The organism is Candidatus Arthromitus sp. SFB-rat-Yit (genome assembly GCF_000283555.1).
GTDB lineage: Bacteria > Bacillota > Clostridia > Clostridiales > Clostridiaceae > Dwaynesavagella.
Window position 1 is genome coordinate 1 of the sequence record NC_016012.1, and the last position, 21,931, is coordinate 21,931.

Here is a 21,931-nt window from a genome sequence, read left to right on the forward strand (position 1 = left end):
TTGGAATTTAGTTATACAGAGTTATGGGATGACATTTTGTTAGAATTGAAAAAAAATTTATCGGATATCAGCTTCAATACATGGTTCTCAGATATAGAAATTTTAAATATTTACAACTCTACCATAATTCTTGGATGTAATAACTCTTTAATTTTAGAAACTATTAATCTCAGATATATCGATTCATTAACTTCAATAATATTCAATATAACAAAGCATTCATATAAAGTTAAATGCATATTGAAAGAATCATTTAAAAATGAATATTCCAAAAATCTGACTAAAACTATTGTATTGAAAAATAATAATGATATTTTAAATACTTCTTTAAATTCTAATTTAAATTCTAAATATACATTTGAAACTTTTGTTGTTGGAAATAGTAATAGATTTGCTCATGCTGCATCTTTAGCTGTTGCAGAATCCCCATCTAAAGCATATAACCCATTATTTATTTATGGCGGTGTAGGTTTGGGAAAAACGCATTTAATGCATGCTATAGGTCATTTAATCAATGAAAATAATTCTAAATTAAAAGTTGTTTATCTTACTTCAGAAAAATTTATTAATGAGTTAATTAGCTCAATAAAGGACGATAAAAACATAGAATTTAGGGATAAATATAGAACTGTTGACGTTTTACTTATTGATGATGTTCAATTTATTGCTGGAAAAGAACGTACACAAGAAGAATTTTTCCATACATTCAATGCTCTACATGAATCTAATAAGCAAATTATACTATCAAGCGATAGACCTCCAAAAGAAATAAAGACACTTGAAGAAAGACTACGTTCAAGATTTGAATGGGGACTAATTGCAGATATACAACCCCCTGATTATGAAACGAGAATAGCTATATTAAGGAAAAAATCTGATGTTGATAATTTGAATGTTCCAAATGAAGTACTTATCTATATAGCAACAAAAATTAAATCAAATATTCGTGAATTAGAAGGGGCCCTTTTAAGAGTAGTAGCCTACACTAATTTAACAAATACTCCTATTTCCCTTGAGTTAGCTAAAGAAGCCTTAAAAGACCTAATAAGTGTTAATAATTCAAAAATAATTACAATTGAATACATACAAGAAACAATATCTAACTACTTTGATTTAACTATCGATATAATTAAATCTCAAAGAAGAACCCAAAATATAGCTTTTCCCAGACAAATTGCTATGTATTTATGTAGAAAACTTACAGATTCATCTTTACCTAAAATAGGCGAAAAATTTGGTGGTAGAGACCATACTACAGTCATACATGCTTATGAAAAAATATTAAATAAAATAGAGTCTGATCCAGAGTTTAATAATTTAATTAATGAATTATCAAATAAAATTACTAATAATAAATAATAGTTTTCAACTAATGTTTATAACTTATTTTTTATTAATTCAACTAACAAAACTTTTACTATTATACATTAGGTTTTTCATATTCTTTACACTAATTATTAACAAGACTATTTTTTCTACGTGTAACTATTTTTATATAAAAAATTTGGTTTCAACAAAATTAACAACCCTTATTACTATTACTACTATAATTTTTTAATTTTATTTAATTATTAAGGATGGTTTAATTATGAAATTTTTTTGCAATAAATCAGAATTGGTTGAAAAAATAAATATTGTTCAAAAAGCTATAACAAATAAAATCAATTCCTCTGTTTTAGGTAGTATATTTATGCATATAGATGATAATAATTTAACAATGATTGGCGTAGATACAGATTTATCAATTGAAACAAAGGTTAATGCTAAGGTAGTCGAACAAGGTAAATTATTTTTAGATTCAAAATTGTTTGGTGAAATAATAAAAAGACTTCCTTCGGATAAAATTGAAATCAAAAACAATGAGTTAAATAAAAAAAATATAATTATTTCATCAGGTAATACTGAATTTAATTTATTGAATTTAGATTCAAAAGAATATCCTCAAATACCCCAAGTTGATTTTCAAAATAAAATATTATTAAAACAATCTATATTTAAGAATATGATAAAAAGCACAACTTTTTCTGCCTCGTTTGATGAATCTAAAGGTATAATTACAGGAGTTCTTATAAATATAAAGAATAATATTTTAACTTTTGTAGCCTTAGACGGATTTAGGCTTGCATTAAAAAGTGAAATTATAGATAATAATGAGGATATAAATATAATAATTCCAGCTAGGACGTTAAATGAATTAAATAAAATACTTAAAGAAACAGATGATTTAATTGAAATATATCTTACAAATAATTTCATAATGATAAATGTGAATAATGATAAAATAGTATTAAAATTACTCCAAGGAGACTTTATAAAATATGATTCAATAATACCTAGAGAATATAAATTATCTGTTATTGTTTCTAAATATGAATTAATTAATGGATTAGAAAGATCAACATTATTAACTAAAGATAAAAACAACAATTTAGTTAAAATGGAAATAAGAGAAGATAAATTAGTATTAAAGTCCCATTCTTCTTTTGGTCAACTAAAGGAGGAAATAGTAATAAAAAAAGATGGGATAGATTTAGATATAGCTTTTAATTCTAGATATCTTGTTGATGCGGTTAAATCAATCGAAGAGGATGAGATTGAAATTAAATTTAATAATAATATAACTCCTTGTATAATTAAGGGTAATAAAAGCGATAGTTCAAAGTATATGGTTTTACCTGTTAGATTTATTGTTTAATATAATTTGGATTTTAAGATCATTTAATTTATAAATGATCTTAAAATTTTATTTGGAGATAATAATGCGGTTTTGTGATATTAAATTGGAAAACTTTAGGAATTATAAGAATATAAGTATTAATTTACATGCAAATTTAAATATTTTAGTAGGTAATAATGGAGGGGGAAAAACAAATATATTAGAATCAATTTATTTTTTTTCATTGTTAAAATCCCATAGAACAACAAAATTAAATAATTTAATTAATTTTAAAGAACAGTATACGCAAATATTTGCTAATATTATAAAAGATGATGAAAAAAAATTAGTAGGACGTGTTAAATTTGATAAGTTAAAAGGGAAAAATATAAATATAAATAATTTAAATATTAGTAGATTAATAGATTTTATAGGGTATATAAAAGTTATTATGATAGCTCCGGAAGATATGAAAATAATTAAAGATTCACCTGCTATTAGAAGAAAATTTTTAGATATTAATATATCTCAAATTGATAGAACTTATTTAGAATGTATTATTAACTATAATAAAGTTTTAAAATTAAAAAATAATTTACTGAAAGAAAAAAATGTTAACGATAAGCTACTGGATGTATATGATGAACAAATAGCCTCATACAGTGAAATTATAATTAATAAAAGATTAGAATATATAGATAAGATAGACAAAATTTCCAAAAATATACATACTAATATATCTCTTAATAAAGAAAATATAATAATTACCTATAATTCTTTTATAGATTTGGAAATTTGTAGAAATAATAAAAATATAAAAGATATAATTATAAATATATTAAAAAAAGATAGGTCTATGGATAAAATTAGACAAAGTTCTAGTAAGGGTATACATAGAGATGATTTTATAGTTTTTATAAATGATAAAGAAGCTTCGAATTATTCATCGCAAGGTCAACAAAAAAGTGCAATTATATCTATAAAATTAGCTATTGTAAAAATAATAAAGGAAATTACAAAAGAATATCCTGTATTACTTTTAGATGATGTATTATCAGAACTTGATAGTGAAAGGAGGAATTTTTTAATAAATTTCCTTCCAAATGTTCAAACATTTATAACTTGTACTGAAATATATGAGGAAATTTTAAGACCCTGTAAGGTTTTTAATATACACAAAGGTGAAATTTTAGAGAGGTGTTAAATTGTATATTCAATTAGGAAATGAAGTAAGTGTTATAGATAAAGATATAGTTGGTATATTTAATATAGATACAACTTTTAAATCTAAAGATAGTAATGATTTCTTAAGAATATCTGATGAAGAGGGATTTGTACAAAAAACGTATGATTATTATATTAAATCTGTTGTAGTAACAGAGATAAATAATAAAAGTAAGATTTTTTTATCTTCAATTTCATCTCATACATTAATAAAAAGAATTAGTGGAGATAAAATTTAAATTTTTAATATAAACCGTTTGGAGGAATTTGATTGCAACAGAATAATTACAATCAATATGATGAAAATCAAATAGAGGTTTTAGAAGGGCTTGAAGCTGTTCGTAAAAGACCAGGTATGTACATAGGAAGCACTTCTAAAAAAGGACTTCATCATTTAGTATACGAAATAGTAGATAATAGTATTGATGAGGCTTTGGCTGGATTTTGTGATCAAATAAGTATAACGATAAATAAGGATAATTCAATACTCATAAGTGATAATGGGAGAGGTATACCTGTTGGAGAACATCCTAAATTAAAAAAATCAACATTAGAAGTTATTATGACAGTACTACATGCTGGTGGAAAGTTTAATGGAAATGGTTATAAAATTTCTGGAGGATTGCATGGTGTAGGAGCATCGGTTGTTAATGCTTTATCTGAAAAATGTTACGTGAAAGTTAAAAGAGGCGGTGATATATATTTTCAAGAGTATAGTAGAGGCAAACCTATAGATGATGTTAAAAAAGTTGGTAGAACAACAGAAAACGGGACTGAAACATTTTTTATTCCTGATAAAGAAATTTTTACAGAAACTGTAGAATATGATTTTGATGTTTTAAGTCAAAGGTTAAGAGAATTAGCTTTTTTAAATGCAGGAATAAGAATAAGTTTAATTGATTTAAGATTTGATAAATCTGAAAATTTTTTCTATATAGGCGGCGTAAAGGAATTTGTAAAACATATAAACAAAGGCAAGGAGTGTCTTTTTGATGATGTTATATATTTTGAACATTCAAAGAATGATTTGAACTTACAAATAGCTATGCAATATACTGATAGTTATAATGAAAATGTATTAACATATGTAAACAATATATTTACTCAGGAAGGAGGAACTCATCTTATAGGATTTAAAACTTCTTTAACAAGGTGTGTAAATGATTATGCTAAAAAGTTTAATTACATAAAAGAACATAATAAGGATGAAATAAAGAGTTTAATAGGTGAGGATATTAGAGAAGGACTTGTGTGTGTGTTGTCAGTAAAAATTCCTAATCCTCAATTTGAAGGACAAACAAAAACTAAACTTGGTAATAGTGAAGTTAGAAGTATTGTAGATAGTATATTTTTTAATTGTTTTTCAGAATTTTTAAATGAAAATCCAAATATCGGGAAAATTGTATGTGAGAAAGCTATTATCGCTGCTAAAGCAAGAGAAGCGGCTAAAAAGGCACGGGAAACTACTCGTAAATCTGTTTTAGATAGAACATCATTACCAGGAAAGCTTGCAGATTGTTCATCTAAAAATCCTGAAGAGTGTGAAATTTATATTGTTGAGGGTGATTCTGCGGGTGGATCAGCAAAACAAGGAAGAGATAGAAAATTTCAGGCTATACTTCCGCTGGCAGGTAAAATTATGAATGTTGAAAAGCAGAGAATTTTTAAGATATTATCATCTGAAACTATAAGATGTATGATAACTGCATTTGGATGTGGTATAGGTCAAGAGTTTGATGTAAACAAGATAAGATATAATCGTATAATTCTTATGACTGATGCTGATGTTGATGGATCACATATTAGAACTCTTTTATTAACATTTTTGTATAGATATATGCCTGAAGTTATAGAAAAGGGTTTTGTATACATAGCTAGACCTCCTTTATATAAGGTTACAGAAAGTAAAAAGGAATTTTATTGTTACACTGAAGAAGAATTGAATTTGAAATTAAAAGAAATAAATAAGAGCAATTTAATAATTCAAAGGTATAAAGGTTTAGGAGAAATGAATCCTTCTCAATTGTGGGAAACTACTATGAATCCGGAAACTAGAACGCTTTTAAGAGTGACGATTGAGCATGCTAGTTATGCAGATGAGATATTTTCTATATTAATGGGAGATAAAGTGGAACCTAGAAGAGAATTCATAAGAAATAATGCAAGAGATGTCAAGAATTTAGATATCTAGTTATGGGGAGGATCTATATATGTCAAATAATGAAGGAAGAATATTAAATATAGATATAAGTTCAGAAATGAAAAAATGTTATATGGAATATTCTATGAGTGTAATAATAGGAAGAGCACTCCCTGATATTAGAGATGGTTTAAAACCAGTACATAGAAGAATTTTATATTCAATGTATAGCTTATCATTATACCCAGACAAACCTTATAGGAAGAGCGCGAAGATTGTTGGAGATGTTTTGGCAAATTTCCACCCTCATGGTGATTCATCTGTTTATGATGCTTTAGTTAGAATGGCACAAGATTTTTCGATGAGGAATCCTTTGGTAAATGGACATGGTAATTTTGGATCAATTGATGGTGATTCTGCAGCGGCTATGCGTTACACAGAAGCTAAAATGAGTAAAATTACATTAGAAATGGTAAGGGATATAAATAAAGAAACGGTAGATTTTTTAGATAATTATGATGGATCTGAAAAAGAGCCAGCTACACTTCCAAGCAGAATACCTAATTTACTTATTAATGGATCATCTGGAATTGCTGTTGGTATGGCAACTAATATACCTCCTCATAATTTAGGGGAAGTTATAGATGCCATAATATGTTTAATTGATGATGGAGAAGATGTAAGCATAGATGAGTTAATGAAATATATAAAGGGTCCTGATTTTCCATTAGGTGGTATTATATTAGGGGTTAATGGTATAAGAGATGCGTATCAAACAGGAAAAGGTAAGATAACAATAAGATCAAAATCTGTAATTAAGGAAATAAACAATAGAAACTGTATAATAATTACAGAAATCCCATATCAGGTTAATAAATCAAGACTAATTGAATATATAGCTGAACTTATAAGAGATAAGAAAATTACAGGAATACATGATTTAAGAGATGAATCAGATAGGGAAGGTATAAGAATTGTAATTGAATTAAAAAGAGATGTTAATGCAAATATAATATTAAATCAATTATATAAATTAACAAAACTTCAAGATACATTTGGTGTTATTATGCTTGCTTTAGTTGATAACGAGCCTAAAATCTTAAATATTAAAGAAATTTTAGTTCATTATCTTAACTATCAAAAACAAGTTGTAACTAGAAGAACTCAATTTGATTATAAGAAAGCAGAGCATAGTAAACATATATTAGAAGGGTATAAAATCGCTCTAGATAATATCGATCAAATTATTAAATTAATAAGGGAATCCAGCAATAATGAAATAGCTAAGGAAGGTTTAATAAAGCAATTTGGATTTACAGAAATTCAAGCGGTATCTATATTAGAAATGAGGCTTAGAAGGTTAACAGCTCTAGAGAGAGATAAGATAGAGTTAGAGTTATCTGAGAAGATACAACTAATAAAAGAGTTGAAAGAAATACTTGATAATGAAAGATCTTTACTCAAACTCATAAAAAATGAACTCTTAGATATAAAGAAAATACACAATACTGACAGAAGAACCTATATAGATGAAATGTTTTATGAGGATGACATAGATAGGGATAATTTAATACATAAAGAGAATATAGTTGTTACATTAACTCACGATGGATATATTAAGAGGATGGCATCTAATACGTACTCCAGTCAAAAAAGAGGAGGCAGAGGTATGCAGGCTATGACAGTAAAAGAAAATGATTTTATAGAAAATATTTTCCATACAACGACACACCATAATTTGTTATTTTTTACAAATTTAGGTAGAGTATATAATATAAAAGCTTATGAAATACCTGATTCATCAAGGATAGCTAAAGGTATAAACATAGTAAATTTAATAAATTTAAATAGCAATGAAAAAGTTCAAGTTGTTTTATGTTTAGATAAATTAGATGATAATGGATATGTATTAATGGCTACTAAACTTGGGCTTATTAAGAAAACTAAGATTTCAGAATTTTCAAAAATAAGAAAAAATGGATTAATTGCAATAGGTATAAAAGATAATGATGAGTTATTAAATGTAAAGCAAACAAAAGGTGATGCTGATATAGTAATGGTTACTAGTTGTGGATATGCAATAGTATTTAATGAAAAAAATATACGTGCTATGGGAAGAGGTGCATCTGGGGTTAAAGCTATTACACTAAGAGAAGGAGATAGCCTTATTTCTATAGATATTGCAACAGAAGGAGAAGATTTGTTAATTACAAGTGAAAATGGATATGGTAAGAGAACAGCATTAAAAAATTACCCTGTACAAAATAGAGGGGGAAAAGGCATAAAAACTTATAAGATAACTGAAAAGACAGGTAAAGTATCTTGTGCATGTGTTGTAAATAAGAATAATGATGTTATGCTTATTAATTCAAATGGAGTTGGAATACGAATAAAGGTAAGTGATATTTCACAAATAGGCAGGAGTTCATTAGGTGTTAAACTTATGAGAACAACAAATAATGAAAAGATAACTACAATAGGCAAGATAAAAGAGTAAAAAATGAAAAAATAATTTAAAAAGTATTGACAACTTATATAAATAAACATATAATAAGAATGTAAGTTGTTCTTACTAAGGATCTTTAGCTCAGTTGGTTAGAGCAACCGGCTCATAACCGGTCGGTCCGGGGTTCGAGTCCCTGAAGATCCACCATGGGGGTATAGCTCAGTTGGGAGAGCACCTGCCTTGCACGCAGGGGGTCAAGGGTTCGAGTCCCTTTATCTCCACCATTTATAAACAGAAAAGAGTACGTATTGGATGCGTACTCTTTTCTGTTTATTTCTCAAATATCAAATATTAAGGGAAAACGATGGATAGAATAAAACAATTTTTATTTTATATATTTAGTTTGTTTTATAAAATAGATGAAGAATTTTTAAAAAATTATCTAGATAAAGAAGAGTTATATTATTTCAACAAACTCTTAAAAAGTGAAAAACAGCATTGTATAAAAGTTGCTAAAAAATGTTTAAAAGTGTATGATAAATTCGGTATATGTGATTATGAAGTTAGCTTAGTGATAAAGATGTGTTTACTTCATGATATCGGGAAAATATATTCAAGATTAAATTTGTTTTTAAAGCCTGTTATTGTTATTATTACAAATAATAGAAGAATAAGGAAACTGATATTTTTTATAGATAAAAAACGTATTTGCAAGTATTTAAAACATTCAAAATATAGCTATGATATTTTGAAAAAATTTAGATATTCAGATGATTTTTTATATTCTATCAGATATCATCATTCAGAAAAAATAATGAGGAATAATAAATACATTAATTTGTTAAAATATTGTGATTCTAATTATTGTTAATATTTAAATAAGTAATTTGATATTTTAAAACAAAAAAATTTTAAAATTTAGTAGAGGAGATTTTTATGTTAGATTTAAAATTTATTGTTTATAATAAAGATTTTGTAAAACAAAAATTGAGTAATAGAGGAGAGGATTTTTTAGTTGACACAATAGATGATCTTATTGAATTTTATAAGGAAAAGAATTCTTTTATACTTAAAGTAGAAGAATTAAAGAATAAGAGAAATGTTTCTTCAAAAAAAATAGCTGAATTAAAAAAGAATGGTGAGAATGTTGATGATATCTTTAAGGAAATGAAAAATTTAAGTGATAAAATCAAGGAATTAGATAAAAAAATACATATTTTAAATGAAAAAATAAATTATATAATGCTTAGAATTCCTAATTTACCTAGTGATGATGTACCAGAAGGTGATAGTGATCAAGACAATATTGAGGTCAGAAAATGGGGAGAACCAATTAAGCATGATTTTGAAATAAAAGCACATTGGGATATAGCTAAAAGTTTAGATATATTAGATTTTGAAAGAAGTGCTAAAGTTACAGGATCTAGATTTGTGTTTTATAAAGGATTGGGGGCAAGATTAGAGAGAGCACTTATAAATTATTTTTTAGATGTACAAACGATGAAACATGGGTATGTAGAGATTATTCCACCTTATATGGCAAATAAAGATAGTTTTACAGGTACGGGTCAATTACCAAAATTTGCAGATGATGCATTTTTAGTAGAGAATAAAGATTATTTTCTAATACCGACAGCAGAAATACCAGTTACGAATTATTATAGAGATGAAATAATTAGTTTAAGTGAGACAAAACCTGTACAGAAATTTGTAGCTTATAGTGCTTGTTTTAGATCTGAGGCTGGTTCAGCCGGTAGAGATACGAGAGGTTTGATAAGGTTACATCAATTTAATAAAGTTGAATTGGTTAAGTTTTGTCGTGAAGAAGATTCTTATAATGAATTAGAGAAGCTTGTTAATGATGCTGAGTTTTTATTGAAAGAGTTAAAGTTACCTTATAGAGTTGTTAAAGTATGCAAAGGTGATTTAGGGTTTTCACAGTCCTTTAAATATGATATAGAAGTTTGGATGCCAAGTTATAATAGATATGTTGAAATATCTAGCTGTAGTAATTTTGAGAGTTTTCAGAGCCGTAGGGGCAATATAAGGTATAGAGAAAACAACTCATCTAAAACTAAATTTGTGCATACGTTAAATGGGTCAGGATTAGCTGTTGGTAGGACATTTGCAGCGATACTTGAAAATTTCCAAACATCAGATTGTAGAGTTGTTATACCAGAAGTACTGAGGAAATACTTTAATGGATTAGAAATTATATCTTAATTGATGTTTGATTTCTAAGGAGGGTATTGATGACTAAAAATATTAAAAGAGGAATTGTTTTAATATTAATAGTGCTTATTTTTATAGGTATATGTAGTTTGGTTAATTTAAACAGTTTAACTAAGAAGGTATATGTATATAATAATGGATCAATAGATTTTGAGAGTAAAAAGTTCATAAGATTGTATGATGATGATTTTAATTATACTAAGTTAAGCAATAAGGATTATCCATATATAGGTTATTTAAATAAGAACAACTATTTTAAAGAGAATATAAATATTTCTGAAATTGATAATGGGAAAGTTATTTATGTTGATCCATTTCAAGAATATATAAATGTTGAGGATCCATATTTGTATGGAGGACTTTATGTTAATAGTAGTTATTATGATGAATTTATGTTAAATTTTGATTTTACGGAGTATTATAAAGAGTTATCTTTAGTAGATGAAGGTAAAAGTTTTAATTTATCCAATGAGGAATGTGAAATCATCAAAAATATAGTTTTAAATAATGTTTATAATGATAGAAATTATGATGGTATAAAGCAGTATTTATCAGAGTATTCTTATGATTTAAATATAAGGCATAAGGTATATACAGATATTTATTTAAAGTTGAGGATTTATAGAGATAAAAATGATAACTTAATTCTCAAATTTAATGATATGAATTATTATGTAAACGAATTTAAAAATAATGATGAGGTAAATCAAAATACGTCCTATTATACATATAGAGGTGATGATTACGGATATTTGTATAACAACATAACTACTCAAGAAGATTTAGAAAATTTTGCATTTCATGATTATATAATTGAAACTATGGATTCAAATGTTTATTCAAATTATGCTAGTTATGCACTTGACGTAATAAATGATGAAAAGTTATCTATTAAGGATAAATTGTCCTTGTTAAAACAAACTTTGTATATAAAGTATAAACCTACAAATAGAGAAGATTTTTCATTAAAGATTGATAGGATAAAGAATTTAAATATTATAGGTGATAATAGGAAGACATATAGGATAAATCATAAGTTTTTGTTTGATATATTTAATTATCCAGCTAATGTGTATTCACTAGCGTTTTATGAAGATGATGTTTTATATACCATTCCTGAAAGATATAAAGAGTTATATGAGAATTTTGTAAATATAATTATTAATGATCCTGAGGTTGATTATTTAAAAAAGAATGATATGATAGTCGAACTTCAAAATCATTTAGCGGTTGTTGATGAGAAACAATTAAGTTCATTAAGAGATAAGTATGGAGAAATTGAAATTTTAGAAGAAAGTGTTGATAGGATCAAATATACATCTGGGTATTATGGGTTTTTGTATGATGATATTGGGAATATAAATGATTTAAAAGATTTTGCCTTACATAAAGAGGTTCTTGATAATATATTTAATGATTATTTTAAAGATATTTATATAAATAGAATCAATGAAATAATAGATGATGATAGGAACTTGGATGAAAAATTAAAGAGTGTTGTTGAGTGTCAATTGAAATTTACTTTAATACCTATCACTAAACAAAAATATTATAGAGAAACATATAAAAATAATTATTTTAATCAGAGTTATATAAACAAGATTAAGAAAATATTATCTTAAAAAATTAACTATTATATTACGAAAAAGTATTGACACATATTTTTTAAAGTGATATAATAGTTATCGTAACGATGGAGAGATGGTCGAGTGGTTTAAGGCACCGGTCTTGAAAACCGGCGTGCGTTGATAGCGTACCGTGGGTTCGAATCCCACTCTCTCCGCCAATTAATTTTTTGGAGAAATACTCAAGTGGCTAAAGAGGCACCCCTGCTAAGGGTGTAGGCTAGGAAACTGGTGCGAGGGTTCGAATCCCTCTTTCTCCGCCAAAAAAAGGTGCTATTTAAATTAAAATAGCACCTTTTTTTGGTATTTTTAAGAAAGATTTTTGGAGTATTAAATTTATATATTTTTATAAAATGAATGTCTTTATGTAATGTTTTCATATAGGCATTTTATTTTTAACTTAAATTATATTAAATTGGGAGAGTAAGGTTTGAAGTTTAAATTTATATTTGGGAAAAAAGGGTATGGAAAGAGTGAGTACATATTAAATGAAATAAAGAATATTAATGATCGTAAAATTTTAATTATAGTACCTAGTCATAATACGTTTATGATGGAGAATAGGGTTCTTGAATATTTAGGGGAGAGTGCATTATCAAAAATTGAGATAATGGATTTTAAGAAACTTACTTTTAAGTTATTAAATATTTTTAAAGCAAAAACAAAAAATAAGATAACAAACATAGGAAAGTATTTATTAGTTAATTATTTAATCAGAAATAATTATAATCAATTTCTATATTTTAAGAAAAATAATAGCACCAATTTGTCAGATGAAATATTATCGATATTAGTAGATTTTAAAAATTTTAATATAGATAAGAATTCTATTAATGATATATTAAATAATTTGAATTCTGATATGGAACTATATAAAAAAATTAGGGATTTAGATTACATAAATGATTTATATAATGATTATTTAGATAAGAATTATTTGGATTCATTGGATGATATGAAGATAGTAAATGAGATAATAAAGGAAAGTGATGAGTTATTTAATTATTATGATATTTACATAGATGGATTTGATATATTTACATATTATCAATATGAATTTTTAAAGATAATTATGGATAGATCAAATAAAATAACTATTTCTCTTACATTAGATAAGTTTTCAAATAGTATTATTTACAATGAAATTTTTAAAATAAAGAATAGAATTCGTGAATTGCTTTTTGATAAAAATTGTTCTGATTATGAAGAAGTGTATTTAATAGATATAGATAAGAGTGAGGATCTTAAATATTTAGATAGAAATTATTTGAAATATGATGCTAAGGCTTATGATTATGAGGTTCGGAGTATATTTTTAAATAAATCACTTGATAATTTTTATGAGGTAGAAGAGCTTTGTAAAAAAATTAGATCTCTAGTTATAAATAAAGGATATAGATATAAAGAAATAGGTGTTGTATGTAGGGATATTGATTCATACGAGAATTTTATAAGAGTTTCTTTTGATGAATTTAATATTCCATATTTTATAGATAAAAAAAATGAGATAACATCAAACGTATTTAGTATTTTTTTGTTTTCTATATTTGAGATTTTTGAGAATAATTTTTCAAATAATGCTTTGTTTACATATATAAAGAGTGGTCTTTTAGATTTAAATGATGAGGAGATATTTTTAATAGAAAACTTTGTTCAAGAAAATGGAATATCAAAATATAAATGGAAATCTGATTTTATAGATGAAGATTGTGTAAGATATAGAATAGAAGATATGAATAAAGATCACATAGATATAAGTGATATAAATAATATACGAAAAAAAATTATAAATCCATTAATGAGTTTATTTAATAAAGTTAAGGATAAAAATAGTGTGAACTATTTTATTAAAGAATTTTATGGATTTTTAAAAGAGTTTGGCTTTTTAGATAAAGTATCACTTATATGTGAAACATTAAAATCAAGAAATGATTTTATTAATGCTAATGAATTAATTCAAATTGTAAATAATGTATTTGATATTTTAGATGAGATAAATGATATATTTAGAAATGAGGAAATGAGTTTTTCTGAATTTATGAATATATTAATAAATAGCATATCTAAGATTGAAATATCTCATGTTCCTATGCGTATGGATGAAATACTTATAGGTGATATTGAAAGATTAAAGATAGGTAATTATAAAGTGCTATTTGTTATAGGGTGTAATTCCATAAATTTTCCGAAGAGTTATAAAAAAGAGGATTTAATAAATGATTTAGAAAAAGATTACATAAAAAATTTGGGATTTGAATTTTCAATTACAAATATGGAGAAGAACTTATCTGAAAATTATTATATATATTCTCTTTTGAATATACCTAAAGATAAAATTTATATCAGTTATTCTATATCAAGCATAGATGGAACATCTATGACTCCATCAATTTTGATATCTAAGATTAAAAAGATATTTCCCAAAATAATTGAGGAAAATACGACGATCATAAAAAATGATTTTTCATTAGATAAAATGTATTCTATGAATAGTACATTATCTATTTTTATATCAGATTTTAAAAATTGTATTTCAAATGGTAAATTATCTAATATTCAGAGGGATTTATATAATTTTTATATAAATAATGAGGAATTTAAGTACTTTTTACGGTTTTTTTTGATGAGAATAAGAGGGGAAAATTATAATGATTTACTTGATTTGGATATATTGCATCATATATATAAAAATTCAAAATTTTCTATATCATCTATAGAAGTTTATTCTAAGTGTCCATTTAAGTATTTTTTAGATTATATAATAAAAATTAAAACAAAAAGGTTATTTTCATTTGAAACTTATGATTATGGAAATATAGTTCATTTTTTAATGGAAAATATATGTAAAAACATAATTAAATCTTGTGATTTTTCAAATTTATCCAAAGATGAAATTGATAAATTTATAGTTGAATATTTTAACAATGTAATTTTTTCTAATAAAAATAAGAGTTATATTTTAAATAACAATTTTAAATTTAAAGCTTTTGCACAAAAAATAAGAAAAATTGTAAGTGATGCTGTATTTTTTACGGGTAGGCATTTAAGTAATACAGAGTTTTTTCATAAGTATTATGAATTTGAATTTGGAAAAACCAATTCTAAAATAGAATTGGTTTTAAATGATGGAAGAAAAGCTTCATTCGTTGGGAAAATTGATCGTATTGATTTTTGCAAGAGTAATAATGAGGTATTTATAAATATTATCGATTATAAATCAAGTATTTATGATATAGATTATGGAAAGATATATAATAATTTAAATATACAAACAATTGCATATATGAATTGTATTATAAGGCTATATAGGGAAAATTATAATATTAATTTAAGTCCGTGTGCTATTTTTTATTTTACTATAAGTAAGCCTGTTATAAAAAATAAGAAGGGTATAGATTTAATAAAAGAGATTGGGAAGTATTATAGGTATAGTGGTTTTTTAATTGATGATATTGAAAAAATTAATCTTATTGATAGGAATGTTTTGAATGGAAATGGGAGCATTGTATCTGTAAAAATAAATAAGAATGGGGAAATAGCTAAGCATAATTCTTCAGATAGTATTTTAACTGAAAATGAATTTAATGATATGTTGGAATTTGTGCATAATTCTATTAAAGATAAGATCTTGAAAATTTATGATGGAAATATAGAAGTATGCCCTGTATTAGATGATATGGAGCAATCTAAGTGTAGTTATTGTAATTATATTGGAATATGTAAGTTTACAAAACATGAAAATAAATTTAAGATTGTTAATGAATTAGATAAAAGTTCATTTTTAAATTTAATACGAAAGGGAAGTAATTAGTGAATTTTAGTAAAAATCAGAAAAATGTTATTGAGTTAATTAATGGAGATTTGCTCGTGGCAGCATCAGCAGGATCAGGTAAAACAGCGGTTTTAGTTCAAAGGATAATAAATTTAATATTAAATTACAATGTATCTATGAATGAAATTTTAGTAATTACATTTACAAATGCTGCAGCAGCTGAAATGAAGGATAGGATTGTAAAAGCTTTAGAAGAGAGTATAAATGATGAAAATAAATACATATTAGAAGCACAACTAATGATGATAAATAATTGTAATATTCAAACTTTTCACTCTTTTTGTTTAGATATTTTAAAAAATAATTATTACAAATTAAATTTGGGGTCAAATTTTAAAATAGTTAAAGATAGTCAAAGAAAGATGATGATCGAAAATGCACTTGATGATACATTTGATTTTTATTATGAAAATGAGGACAAGGAGTTTTTAAATATTGTAAATATATATGGTGGAAAATATTCAGACTCAAAACTTAGAGAGATAATTATATCTATTTATAAATTTATACAAAATATGGTTGATTGTGATGAATTTATTAAAAGAAGTATAAGCGTGTATGAACTAAAAAATAATGAAGATGTATTTTCAAGTGAAATAGGTAAGGTGCTACGTTCAAGGTTAATAGAAAAAAGTATATTTTATAAAGAACAATTAAGCGATTTTATGATAGGAATACCGAGTGATGAAAAAATTTATAACGTTATAGAGAATGATATATCTATAATTGATTCACTTTTAGATAAAATAAATTCTTGCTATGAAGATGTATACAATTATATTCATAATATTAAATTTTTGAGACTTCCTAAATTAAGTGAGTATTATAAGGAAATAAGGGGAGGATTAAAAGATTTTATAGAGTCATTAAAGAAAAGTATATTTATTGTGGATGAGGATGCTTTAAAATTACAAATAAGTGATGTGAAAAATATAGTCATCAAGTTATTTGAAGTTGTGTGTGATTTTAGGGATAAGTTTTTATCTAAAAAATTATCTAAAGATTTTATAGATTTCAATGATATGGAGCATTTAACGATTAAACTTTTAAATGACTCAACTATATGTAATTATTATAAAAATAAATTTAAGTATATTTTTATAGATGAATATCAAGATACGAATTACATACAAGAATACATAATTAATAAAATAAAAAGTGATCATAATGTATTTATGGTAGGAGATATCAAGCAAAGTATTTATGGATTTAGGGGTGCAAAGGTAGATTTGTTTAATAAAAAATATACTAATTTCAAAAAGGTAGATGATATAACTTATATAGATACAAATGAAAACAAGATATTATTGTATGATAATTATAGAAGTAGGAATGAAGTAATTAATTTTATTAATTTTATATTTAAAAATATTATGGTAAAAGGTATAAGCAATATAGAGTATACACCTGAGGAGTACCTAAATTGTTCGAGTAATTATGAAACTATAAAAAATGAGAATGAAAATTTTGAAGGAGAGGTTACTCTTTCAATTATAGTAAATGATGATGAAGATTCAGAAAAAAATGTAGAAGCAGATGAGATAGAGTGCAATTTAATTATTGATTATATAAATAAGCTTATTAATTCTGAAGATAAGGTATATAAAATTTATGATAAAAACATTAATACATATAGAAAAGTTGAGTATAGAGATATTGTAATTTTGATAAGGAATATAAATGGTTCTTATATATCAAAATTATTACATGAAAAGCTTAAGGAATGTGATATACCTTCATATTTTGATGGAGGAAGTCAATTTTTTGATCGTATTGAAGTGATAACAGTAATGAGTTTACTTAAAATCATTAATAATCCAATTGATGATGTTGATATACTTACAGTTCTTAAGAGTGAGATATTTAATTTTTCAAATAATGATTTGGTTTATATAAGGTATATAAATAATAACGATTATTTATATAACAATATTAAATATATTTTAAGTTTAAATTTTGGACATGAAGATAAGGTGTTTTTAAATGATGGATTTTCAATAACTTATGATAAATTTAAAACTCTTTATGATAAGTGTATGTTTTTTTTAAACAAGATAAATGAATATAGAGAGAAGTCTTTGTTTATGAAAATTGATGAGTTTATTTGGTTTATATATAAAGATAGCAAGTATTATTTTTTGTTATCTAGTATGGAAGATGGATTAGATAAGCAAGCTAATTTAAGAATTATATTTAATAAAGCAAAAGAATTTAGATCATCAAGCTTTTCTGGATTATTTAATTTTATAGAGTATTTGAATTATTCAAATAAGGTTGGGGATGATACGCTTGTTCCTAAAAATATATCTGAAAATGAGAATGTTGTACGTATAATGAGTGTTCATAAAAGTAAGGGACTTGAATTTCCTATTGTAATACTTTGTAATACATCAGGGAGGTTTAATTTTAAAGATTTAATGTCATCTATGATATTGCATGATGATTTTGGAATTGGATTAAATCATATGGATTATAATTTGAATTTAGAAACAGAATTATTTATGAAAAATATCATGAAAGAAGATCATAAATACAAAATTATTTCAGAAGAACTTAGAATATTGTATGTAGCTTTGACAAGAGCTAAGGAAAAATTATTTATAACAGGTACATATAATTCAGATAAGGATTTTAAAAGGGTAGAGGATATTCATAAATGCAGGAGTTATTTGGATTTTTTGTGCAATTCACTTATGAAACATAAAGATGGAGAGGTTATTTTAAATTATCCTTGTAATGTATTATCTTATAACGATTTAAATGAGAGGAAATTTAAAATTAATATATACAATAGAACAAACTTTACTAAGCACAAGAAGAATGAAAATGTAGATAAAAATATAAAATTAGAGGATATTATAAATGAGGATTCATCTAGTTATGATTACATAAATGATATTTTTAATTTTAAGTATGATTATGATGATGCAATTAATATGCCAATTAATTTATCTGTATCTGAGATATTATCATATGATGAGGAAGGGCGATTGAATATAAATTTTAAGGTTCCTAAATTTATTGATGATATCAAGAATGAAGAGGTATATACATCTTTGGACATAGGAAATTTATATCATTTTTTTATGCAAAACATATCTTTAAAATCAAATATAGATTATGAGTATTTAGAGAGTGAAGTAAATCGTATGCTTGATTCTGAAATGATTTCTTTTGAAGATGTTAAGTATTTAAATATACATAAAGTATTGAAATTTTTTGAAAGTAATTTGGGAAAAAGAGTTATAGAGTGTTTTAATAAAAATAGAGAAAATGTTTATAGAGAATTTGAATTTTTGATGAATCATAGGATAGATAAAATAAATGAAAATAATGATTTAAGAATTCAAGGCATAATTGATTTGTTTTTCTTTGATGGGGATAAAATAGTTTTAGTTGATTATAAAACAGATAAAAATATATTTAATGATAACAAAGTTATTCCAAATAGATATAAGGAACAACTTTATTATTATAAAATTGCACTTAATAAAATATTTAATGTAGATGTTTCTGAAAGTTATATTTATTCTTTTGAGAACAATAAGGCTTTCAAGGTTTAAAATTGTTTATTAAATGTTTTAGAGTTTTATATTTATTTAAGCTTGGTTTAATATGAAGAAGTGTTATTAGGTAGTTATTGTACTTAATAACATCTTTTTTGTTTTTTACAAAGTTTTGGGTATTTATAGCTATATGTTTAAATTTTAATGGTTCATATCCCCAAAGTAATTTATAGAATTTTTTGGATATATTTTTATCTATGTAGTTAGATAGAATGAGGATTATGTTTAGAGATGTTTTGTAACTTTCTTTTTGAACCATTTTTTTGATAAAGATTTTATCGTTTTTAAAAATTTTTATATAGCTGTGTATTTTTTTTACCTCATTTAAGTTCTTTTTGTTTATGGTAAAATTATTTTTTAACACATGAAATATAAGATTATCTTGTATATTTGAATGAAAGTACAATATACAAAATAATTTTATATGAAAATCATTTAATGAAGATATTAATGAGTATATATCAAATAATTTTATATTTTCATTTATAATAAGTGAGAAGAAATTAAGTGAGTTAAGTAAGTGAATAGATTTTATAAAGTTTGAATCATTTAATATTTTTTTAAATTCTTCAAGTATTTTCTGATTAGATAATTTTGTAATTAGGTTAAAGTCATGTTTAAGAGCAAGTAGAGTTTTAAATTCTATATTAAAATTTAGTTTTGATTTAAATCTAATGCACCTTAGCATTCTTAGAGGATCTTCTTTAAACCTTACATTATGATCCCCAATTAATCTAATTAGTTTATTTTTTATGTCATGTATTCCAGAATTTGGATCTATTAGTTTATTTCCATCATAGTAAATTGAATTGATTGTAAAATCACGCCTTAATGAATCAATTTGAGGAGAGTCTATAAATTCTATATGATTTGCATGCCTAAAATCCAAATAATCTTTTTCAATTCTAAGTGTTGTTATTTCAAACCAATCTCCTTTAAAGTAAATTTTTATACATCCAAATCGTTCCCCTATATCTATATGTTTTTTAAATATTGATTTTATATGTTTTGGGTGGGCATTTGTGCATAAATCAACTTCACAAACTTTTATATTTACTAAATAATTTCTTATAGCACCCCCTACAACGTAACATTTAAAATTATTTTTACTAAATATATTAATTAGTTCCTTTACTTTGTAATTAAAAAATTTTTTCATAATATTATATTAATTTTTAAAACCTTCCATTTTTATATAAAATACTTTAATATAATAATATTATAAAAAATCGAGGTGTTAAATGAAAGATCATATAAATATAAAGGATTTTAAATTAGGGCAGAGAATTCAGGGAGTATACCTTATTAGAAGTATAAATGTAAAACTTACAAATTCTAGTAACAAAAAGTATTTAGATATTAATTTTTCAGATAAAACAGGGAATATTAATGCTAAACTTTGGGATTTGAAAGATGATTATAATAATGAATTTAAAGAAAATAGTTTAGTTAGAGTAAAAGGATGTGTTTTAAGTTGGCAAGGTGTTATGCAACTTAAAATTGAGAATTTATCAAATGATTTTGAAAGAGAAGATGTGAATATTGATGACTATGTACAATGTGCTCCTATGGATTCAAACTATATGTTTGATGAACTTTATAATTTAATATCTTTATTTAAACAAAAGGAAATAAAACTTGTTTTATTATCCGTACTCGATATAAAAAAGGATAAACTTTTATATTATCCAGCAGCTAAAAGTAATCATCATTCAATAAAAGGAGGACTTTTATATCACATATTAAGTATGATAAAACTCGGTGAGGGTATGTGCTCACTTTATCCTTTTGTTAACAAAGAGTTATTGTTTGCAGGAATAGTACTTCATGATATTGAAAAAACTGAGGAGATGGATTCAAATGAATTAGGAATAGTTAGTACATATACAGCAGAGGGTCAAATGCTTTCACATTTAATACAGGGAATAACACTTGTAGATAGGGTTTGTAATAATTTAAATATATCTAGTGAGGTTAGAATGTTACTTCAGCATATGATATTGTCACATCATTATGAACCTGAATATGGAAGTCCTATAAAACCTATGATAATTGAAGCAGAACTTTTGCATTATATAGATGTCATAGATGCAAGGATGTATGATATGAAAAAGATTATAGATAATATAAATGAGGGAGATTTTTCAGATAGGATATTCTCTTTAAATAGTCGGAGGATATATAAACCTAGGAAATTATTAGAGGAGTAG

General features: G+C 24.7%; 13 protein-coding genes and 4 tRNA genes. 16 read left to right on the plus strand and 1 reads right to left on the minus strand.

Annotated features, from left to right (window positions below; translation table 11 throughout):
• The 15 genes from dnaA (at window position 1) to addA (ending at window position 19,718) form a co-directional block, all read left to right on the plus strand.
• A complete protein-coding gene (gene dnaA / locus RATSFB_RS00005; RefSeq protein WP_014094027.1) occupies window positions 1–1,359 on the plus strand; it encodes a chromosomal replication initiator protein DnaA in 1,359 nt (452 codons plus the stop codon).
• Between the two features lie 229 nt (window positions 1,360–1,588).
• Window positions 1,589–2,695 carry a DNA polymerase III subunit beta gene (gene dnaN / locus RATSFB_RS00010; RefSeq protein ID WP_014094028.1) on the plus strand — a complete coding sequence of 369 codons (1,107 nt, stop codon included), beginning with the start codon at window positions 1,589–1,591 and terminating at the stop codon, window positions 2,693–2,695.
• 64 nt (window positions 2,696–2,759) lie between these two features.
• Entirely contained in the window at window positions 2,760–3,860 is a 1,101-nt protein-coding gene (gene recF / locus RATSFB_RS00015; protein ID WP_014094029.1) for a DNA replication/repair protein RecF, read from the plus strand.
• 1 nt (window position 3,861) lies between these two features.
• Complete coding sequence (remB, locus tag RATSFB_RS00020; protein ID WP_014094030.1) at window positions 3,862–4,119, plus strand: extracellular matrix regulator RemB; 258 nt, start codon at window positions 3,862–3,864, stop codon at window positions 4,117–4,119.
• A 32-nt stretch (window positions 4,120–4,151) separates the two neighbouring features.
• On the plus strand, window positions 4,152–6,071 hold the full coding sequence (gyrB, locus tag RATSFB_RS00025; protein ID WP_014094031.1) for a DNA topoisomerase (ATP-hydrolyzing) subunit B: 1,920 nt from the start codon (window positions 4,152–4,154) through the stop codon (window positions 6,069–6,071).
• Window positions 6,072–6,090: 19 nt separating this feature from the next.
• Complete coding sequence (gene gyrA, locus RATSFB_RS00030) at window positions 6,091–8,517, plus strand: DNA gyrase subunit A (RefSeq protein ID WP_014094032.1); 2,427 nt, start codon at window positions 6,091–6,093, stop codon at window positions 8,515–8,517.
• Window positions 8,518–8,596: 79 nt separating this feature from the next.
• Window positions 8,597–8,673: transfer RNA gene (locus RATSFB_RS00035), tRNA-Ile, on the plus strand.
• A 1-nt stretch (window position 8,674) separates the two neighbouring features.
• A tRNA-Ala gene (locus RATSFB_RS00040) sits at window positions 8,675–8,750 on the plus strand.
• 80 nt (window positions 8,751–8,830) lie between these two features.
• Window positions 8,831–9,337 (plus strand): HD domain-containing protein, encoded by a 507-nt coding sequence (locus RATSFB_RS00045; protein ID WP_014094033.1) that lies wholly within the window; start codon window positions 8,831–8,833, stop codon window positions 9,335–9,337.
• Window positions 9,338–9,402: 65 nt separating this feature from the next.
• The gene (gene serS, locus RATSFB_RS00050) at window positions 9,403–10,689 is read left to right on the plus strand and encodes a serine--tRNA ligase (protein ID WP_014094034.1); all 1,287 of its coding nucleotides are present in this window, start codon (window positions 9,403–9,405) and stop codon (window positions 10,687–10,689) included.
• A gap of 29 nt (window positions 10,690–10,718) precedes the next feature.
• The gene (locus tag RATSFB_RS00055; RefSeq protein WP_014094035.1) at window positions 10,719–12,320 is read left to right on the plus strand and encodes a hypothetical protein; all 1,602 of its coding nucleotides are present in this window, start codon (window positions 10,719–10,721) and stop codon (window positions 12,318–12,320) included.
• Between the two features lie 73 nt (window positions 12,321–12,393).
• Window positions 12,394–12,484, plus strand: a tRNA-Ser gene (locus tag RATSFB_RS00060).
• An 11-nt stretch (window positions 12,485–12,495) separates the two neighbouring features.
• A tRNA-Ser gene (locus RATSFB_RS00065) sits at window positions 12,496–12,586 on the plus strand.
• Between the two features lie 167 nt (window positions 12,587–12,753).
• A complete protein-coding gene (locus RATSFB_RS00070) occupies window positions 12,754–16,134 on the plus strand; it encodes a PD-(D/E)XK nuclease family protein (protein WP_014094036.1) in 3,381 nt (1,126 codons plus the stop codon).
• Window positions 16,134–19,718, plus strand: a complete 3,585-nt coding sequence (gene addA / locus RATSFB_RS00075; RefSeq protein ID WP_014094037.1) for a helicase-exonuclease AddAB subunit AddA — start codon at window positions 16,134–16,136, stop codon at window positions 19,716–19,718. Before RATSFB_RS00070 ends, addA begins: the two co-directional genes overlap by 1 nt.
• On the opposite strand, the gene RATSFB_RS00080 is transcribed toward addA, so the two are convergent.
• Window positions 19,708–20,880 (minus strand): CCA tRNA nucleotidyltransferase, encoded by a 1,173-nt coding sequence (locus tag RATSFB_RS00080; protein WP_014094038.1) that lies wholly within the window; start codon window positions 20,878–20,880, stop codon window positions 19,708–19,710. The genes addA and RATSFB_RS00080 overlap by 11 nt on opposite strands.
• An 82-nt stretch (window positions 20,881–20,962) precedes the next feature.
• Here RATSFB_RS00080 and RATSFB_RS00085 point away from each other — a divergent pair, with 82 nt between their 5' ends.
• Window positions 20,963–21,931: a 3'-5' exoribonuclease YhaM family protein gene (locus tag RATSFB_RS00085; RefSeq protein ID WP_014094039.1), complete on the plus strand. Its 969-nt coding sequence runs from the start codon at window positions 20,963–20,965 to the stop codon at window positions 21,929–21,931.